Below are 6,078 nucleotides of genomic sequence, written 5' to 3'. Positions count from 1 at the left end.
TTTTCTAACATCCGACTCGCTGTGTGACTTTCGTCTCACTCCGTGTCGGTGAGGCGGCATTATAGGGAGGTCCGATAGGAAGACAAGTGTTTTTTTGAATTAATTTTTCGTTCGCTCAAAAACACAGCAAATCGATTGAAATAGAATAAAATTTCAACATTTGAGTCATGTCACACCAATACGTTGGAAAAACTACAACCATATACGTAATATCTCTGTGTCTATTTTGTTAACAGGTAGACACTACTTTTTTGTAAACCAAAAGTTGTATTCCAATATGAATTCGAATAAATCGATCTTAGCGATTGTCGCCCTCGCTGTTTTGGGCGGAATTATCTTTTCGCAGATGCAGGATCTGATCAATCCTGCTATTAGTTTTGTTATAGGTGTTCTTGCTTGCGCTTTTATTACTAAACTTTTGAACACCACCCAAGTAAAAGAACAGCACACTGACCCTTCCACTAACACGCTTTACGTCGGCAATCTACCCTATAAAGCAAATGAGTCGAATGTTAAGGAGCTTTTTTCTAAACATGGGGAAGTTTTTGCGGTGCGCCTGATGAAGGATAAACGCACAGGTAAAAGACGTGGTTTTGGTTTTGTGGTGATGGCGGCAGACGATACACAGGCTGCCATCGACGCTTTAAATGAACATGAGTATATGCAAAGAACACTCAAGGTGCGTATTGCGAATGATCCTAAATCATCAGCGGACGGTACTGGACAGGACTAAACCCTAACTCGATTAACGCATGATTCAACGCTCCCTCTTCCCACGGGGGAGCCGTTGAATAAATTTCTCTTATTCCAGCACCTTCTCCGCTTTCTAACTCCAGCAACGTTTGTACTCGGCGAGCGATTGCTTCTCCTGAATCAACCAACACAACATGCTCACCCAAAATTTGCTGGATCTCTCTCTTTATAAGAGGAAAGTGTGTACAACCTAATACCGCCACATCGATATGCTGTGCCAATGGCCTCAAGACTTGCTTTAGTTCTAGTAGATCGACTGCCTTACCGCGAAGTTTTTCTTCCGCCATATCCACCAAGCGCGTTGAACCTAACATTTCAACAGGTTTACTTTGTGCAAAGTTACGTACTAAGTCGTGGGTGTATTCGCGAGTAACGGTCGCTGGCGTAGCTATAAGGCCCACAGCTTTATTCGCTAGATTGGAGGCAGGTTTGATCGCTGGCACTACACCGACAACTGGAATGGTGAGATTTTCCCTTAAGGTTGGGAGAACGATTGTGCTGGCGGTATTACACGCAATGACCACAAGATCGATATTGTTTTCAGCCACCAGCTGGGTAATTAACGTTTCTACTCTTTGAATGAGAGTGTCGTGCTCAAGCTCGCCATAAGGGTACGCTTCGTTATCAAAGATATAGGTGTAATTCAGTTGAGGCAGCCTCTCTGCTATCTCTTTATATACGGAAAGACCGCCGACACCGGAATCAAAGATAAGAACTTTTGCTTGATGAGACACTTGAGTAATCCACTTTATTTGATGTGGCAATCATACTCAGAACGACTCTTTTGGCAATCTCTTCGCGGTATAACGTTGATGAGAGAAACGCTCTCCACTTTCTCGCTGTGTAAGAGTCAGCTCAATTTTTCCATTAAAACTAGTCGTTTCCGTTACCAAGGTATGAAACTCACCATTCTCTCCACACGGATCAACAGTTGAAGGTAAACGGCGGATAAATTCATGGGTGTACCAATGCCCACAGTAATTTTGGCTAAGACTATGACCGTCTGTTGTTACGACCAATGTTTTTATTCCACGATGTAATATTTCATTAGCCAGTTTTTCGCTGCTTTCCCCCATCAAAGGGAAAACGCATTCCCAACCCGCTGGTTCTATATAGCTTTTTCTGTACTCTGCTATACCGTTGCAGAACATATCACCAAACGCGACCGCATCAATCCTCAAATCACTTTGCTTTAATGCGTTCACGATGGAGGACTGATAAATCTCGTTGCTAGGAAATACTTGTGGCAACTCGATTTTTATCAAAGGAAGTTCAAGCAGGAGAGCCTGGAGCTCTAACACTTCGATAGGCGTTGCCTGGAATGGGACTTCATCTTTTACATAAGTGGTGTAAAGTCCAATCACATTGTACTCATCGCTCTCCATCAGTCTTTCTAGAGTTAATGTAGAGTCTTTGCCACTTGACCAACTGATAATGACGTTCTTTTTCATAGTATATAGATAAGTAAAAACCGCCCGAAGGCGGTTTTAAGTGATTAGAATTGGTAACCTACATTCAGGTAATACGCACGCTCTGAAGCAGGGTAGCCAAGTGCCATTTCATATTCTTCATCGAATAGGTTATCGATTCGAGCACTGATTGTAGTCGATTCATTTGCGTAATAGGTTACAGCTGTATCAACCAGTGAGTATGATGGCAGTTCTACTCCTTGCGACGGCCAAACGTTGTAATCAACATCCGGACGTTTGCTAACATACAAATAACTAATTGACCAATCAATATCATCAAAACTCACCAAACCATTCCATTTGTACATTTCTTTGGCTCGGCGTTGGAGCTGCTTGCCGTCATCACCTTCTGCATCTTTATAGTCCGCACTTAGTTGGTGCTGAATAAACCCTGTAGCAAACTCTGCAACCAATTCTACGCCTTGAATATGAGTCTCACCATCAACGTTCTGATATTTATAAGTCGTAGGGTGATAATCAATAAGATTAGTAATCTTGTAGTCGTAGCCAGTTAGAGACCAGTATACATCTTGAACAACACCACTAAAGCTTACTTCCCATGCATCTGACTCTTCAGATTCCAAATTTTTCTCGCCATAATTAGGATCATATTGCTGAAAGAGATTTGGCGCTTTAAATGCAGTACCAAACGAAGCTTTCACCCCAAATTCTGGAATGAGTTGATAGCCCGCAGCTACGTTATAAGTAAATTCGCTACCAAACTCTTCATTATCATCTAGGCGAACACTTCCCTCTAATGTCGCGTCACTTAACTGTGTAGAGACTAAACCAAAGATAGCACCATTAGCGCGATCAAAAGTTTTATCTGCTGTCTTGTCGACATATGACTCATTACGCCAATCCATACCACCAGCAAGCACAACGTTCTCACTTAGCAAGTAGCTATTGGTCCATTGAACATTTTCCTGCTCAAGTTCATCTTCTGAACCAGAGTTCTTACCCGCAGACTTCTCATAGTTCCACGATTTTTGCTTTTGAGTTGTCAGTTGCAACTCAGACATTAAGCTGTCTGATTGATATTTAGCACCGACCGTTGCAGAGAAGTCATCCTTTTCGGATTCGTTGTAACCACGGCTACCGTAACTATTGTCATACTGATAAATATTTTCGTACGCACGTAAGTTCGCAAATGCTGACCATTGTTCATCAAAATTATGCACGTATCCTAAAAGACCATTCTGAGTTTCAAAGCCATGACGGTCACTGTCGTTGACACCTTTAACAGGTCGCACGTTATAACCATCATCACTTTCTTTACCTAGAGCGATATTCAACTGACCATGCTCACCAGCTTTGATACCAGAAGCAATACTCAGCTCTTGATATTCTAAACTCCCAAGACCGGCGCTAATTTTTGTATCTTCATTGTCTGAGCGTGCAATAGTAATGATATTGATGACGCCACCAATCGCTTCAGAACCATACAGCGAAGCACGAGCGCCACGTACATACTCTATTCGCTCAACGTAGGTCAATGGAATTTGGTTAAAGTCGACAGCCCCTTTCGCCGCTCGAGCAAAACGAACACCATCGACCAGGACGAGAACTTGGTCAGATCCGGTTCCGCGAACAAATAAAGACGCTAATTGACCGCGTCCACCATTTTGTGAAACCTGAATACCAGTTAAACGACGCAGTGCATCAGGTAGTGTTTTGGCTTGAGTTAATTCAATGTCTTGACGTGTGATAACTTCGACATCGGCTAAAGTACTTTGCGCTGATTGCTCAAATCGGTTAGCAGTCACCACCATCGTCTCATCAATAGAAACTTCTTGCGCTAAAGAATAGGTAGAAGGAAGCAGCGACGCCACGGCAATCGCTAAAATAGATCGGTTCATTGTGTTTGTCCTAAATCGCGTAAATCCTACCGAGCTTGAAGCGAAGGCTTCCAGTGATTGAGCTCAGTTGCTGGCAGGTATTCGGACTTAAGAGCTGTTAGCCTACTAACCCGACTTCCCGCACATTTCCATCATGCAGTGTCTTATGGGTGTTTGTTCTCTTTTACCGCTGCGCGTCAGTTCCGGATTCACACCGGATTCCCTTTTAGCCATCTACACTTCTAGATAGCACCAGCTTGTGGCTGATACTATTAAGCTATTGATAGTTTGTCTAGTTTAGATTGCTATAAGCTATCGTTTTTACAGCGAGCAACATAGTGAATACCAAGCAAGACTGGACATCAGGCGGGGATTGAATAAAATCTGCGCTCTTAAATAAAACGCGCTACGCACAGGCAACAACCCAAAGGTAATAATCATGGCGACTCTTGATGTAAATCCGCAACGCTACCAAGAACAACTGGCAGAGAAAGTTGGACGTCTTAACGAGATGTTCACTCAGTACAACGTGCCAGAATTGGAAGTGTTTGAATCTCCAGAGCAACATTACCGCATGCGCGCTGAGTTCCGCGTCTGGCATGAAGGTGAAGACCTGTACTACATCATGTTCAACCAAGAAACGCGTGAAAAATACCGCGTAGACCAGTTTCCTGCAGCAAGCCGTTTGATCAATGATTTAATGCCACTTCTTGTTGATGCGATGAAAGACAATGACTCACTGCGCCGCAAACTGTTCCAAGTGGACTTCTTATCGACGCTCAGCGGTGAGATTCTGGTTTCTCTACTTTACCATCGCCAGCTTGACGATGAGTGGACTAAAAACGCCAAAGCGCTTAAGCAGCGTTTGAATGACGAAGGGTTTAACCTCAACATCATCGGTCGTGCGCGCAAGATGAAGATTGTTCTAGACCGTGACTACGTGATCGAAAAGCTTGATGTTAACGGCCAGTCGTACATCTACCAGCAAGTAGAAAACAGCTTCACTCAACCGAACGGCAAAGTAGCGGAAAAAATGCTGGAATGGGCCATCGACTGCACTCAAGACAGCAAAGGCGACCTGCTGGAGCTTTACTGCGGTAACGGTAACTTCTCTTTGGCGCTGGCGCAGAACTTCGACCGCGTATTAGCGACCGAGCTGGCAAAACCTTCAGTAGAGTCTGCGCAATACAACATCGCTGCGAACAAGATTGATAACGTACAAATCCTGCGTCTGTCAGCAGAAGAGTTTACCCAAGCGATCGAAGGCAAGCGTGAATTCCGCCGTCTAAAAGATGCCGGTGTCGATTTGAAGAGCTATAACTGCAACACCATTTTTGTCGATCCACCACGTGCGGGTATGGATATCGATACCTGTAAAATGGTGCAAGGTTATGAGCGTATTCTGTACATCTCGTGTAACCCAGAGACGCTAAAAGAGAACCTAGACGTCTTGTGCGAAACTCATAACGTGACGCGCTTTGCGCTGTTTGACCAGTTCCCATACACCCACCACATGGAAGCGGGTGTGATGTTAGAACGCAAAGCGTAAACCGCGATTTTAATTTATAAAGCGCTCATGATGAGCGCTTTTTTATTGCAGTTGAACCAAAACGTTTTTAAACCCGTGGTTTTAGCTCCACCACGTTACCTTCTGGATCTTCAATATAGGCAGAGCGACCGAACCCTTGCGCACCGTAACGTTCAGCAAACTCTGTGACTGCAATATCGTGTTGAGTCAAATAATCCACCAGCTCTTGCTCGTCAAACGCCGCAATTTGTAGACAAAAGTGGTCGAGGTTGCGCCCATCCTGCTGTGGAGGTTTGCCGCCAAGTTTGCCTAGCTCACTATCAACCAACACTAAGTCGATGATCGACTCCCCTGCCCTTAATTGGGTTAAACCCAAATCTGGCAACTCCCTTTCAACCGGACAACCAAGCACCTGCTGGTAAAAATAAAGCATCGCCTCACGATTTGATGTTCGCAATACAATGTGATCAATGGCCTTTACTTCTATCAT

At 44.1% G+C, this 6,078-nt stretch carries 6 protein-coding genes and 1 riboswitch; of the genes, 2 read left to right on the top strand and 4 right to left on the bottom strand.

The window, feature by feature from the left end; genetic code table 11:
• The first annotated feature begins 277 nt into the window (after nt 1–277).
• Nucleotides 278–733, top strand: coding sequence for an RNA recognition motif domain-containing protein (locus tag VNE01S_RS16695; protein WP_053396815.1), 456 nt, complete (start codon nt 278–280; stop codon nt 731–733).
• Here the strand turns inward: VNE01S_RS16695 and murI are convergent.
• Genes murI through btuB form a run of 3 tightly spaced genes read right to left on the bottom strand, consistent with a single transcriptional unit; the run spans nt 699 to nt 4,081 of the window.
• Nucleotides 699–1,487, bottom strand: a complete 789-nt coding sequence (gene murI / locus VNE01S_RS16690) for a glutamate racemase (protein WP_053396816.1) — start codon at nt 1,485–1,487, stop codon at nt 699–701. The genes VNE01S_RS16695 and murI overlap by 35 nt on opposite strands.
• A 36-nt stretch (nt 1,488–1,523) precedes the next feature.
• Nucleotides 1,524–2,204, bottom strand: a complete 681-nt coding sequence (locus tag VNE01S_RS16685) for a Dph6-related ATP pyrophosphatase (protein WP_053396817.1) — start codon at nt 2,202–2,204, stop codon at nt 1,524–1,526.
• Nucleotides 2,205–2,248: 44 nt separating this feature from the next.
• Nucleotides 2,249–4,081: a TonB-dependent vitamin B12 receptor gene (gene btuB / locus VNE01S_RS16680; protein ID WP_053396818.1), complete on the bottom strand. Its 1,833-nt coding sequence runs from the start codon at nt 4,079–4,081 to the stop codon at nt 2,249–2,251.
• Nucleotides 4,082–4,136: 55 nt separating this feature from the next.
• Nucleotides 4,137–4,332, bottom strand: a riboswitch (cobalamin riboswitch).
• 167 nt (nt 4,333–4,499) lie between these two features.
• Here btuB and trmA point away from each other — a divergent pair.
• Nucleotides 4,500–5,609, top strand: a complete 1,110-nt coding sequence (gene trmA / locus VNE01S_RS16675) for a tRNA (uridine(54)-C5)-methyltransferase TrmA (protein WP_053396819.1) — start codon at nt 4,500–4,502, stop codon at nt 5,607–5,609.
• 67 nt (nt 5,610–5,676) lie between these two features.
• Here the strand turns inward: trmA and VNE01S_RS16670 are convergent, their stop codons facing one another.
• Complete coding sequence (locus VNE01S_RS16670; protein WP_053396820.1) at nt 5,677–6,078, bottom strand: VOC family protein; 402 nt, start codon at nt 6,076–6,078, stop codon at nt 5,677–5,679.

The organism is Vibrio nereis NBRC 15637 (assembly GCF_001591105.1).
Lineage (GTDB): Bacteria > Pseudomonadota > Gammaproteobacteria > Enterobacterales > Vibrionaceae > Vibrio > Vibrio nereis.
The sequence above is the reverse complement of the archived record's forward strand: the minus strand, read 5'-3'. Positions and strand labels throughout refer to the sequence as shown.

Excerpts from the sequence above, each read along its gene's own strand:
- VNE01S_RS16695 (WP_053396815.1), top strand. The coding sequence starts at position 278 with ATGAATTCGAATAAATCGATCTTAGCGATTGTCGCCCTCGCTGTTTTG.
- VNE01S_RS16685 (WP_053396817.1), bottom strand. The coding sequence starts at position 2,204 with ATGAAAAAGAACGTCATTATCAGTTGGTCAAGTGGCAAAGACTCTACA.
- VNE01S_RS16670 (WP_053396820.1), bottom strand. The coding sequence starts at position 6,078 with ATGATAGAAGTAAAGGCCATTGATCACATTGTATTGCGAACATCAAAT.
- btuB (WP_053396818.1), bottom strand. The coding sequence starts at position 4,081 with ATGAACCGATCTATTTTAGCGATTGCCGTGGCGTCGCTGCTTCCTTCT.
- trmA (WP_053396819.1), top strand. The coding sequence starts at position 4,500 with ATGGCGACTCTTGATGTAAATCCGCAACGCTACCAAGAACAACTGGCA.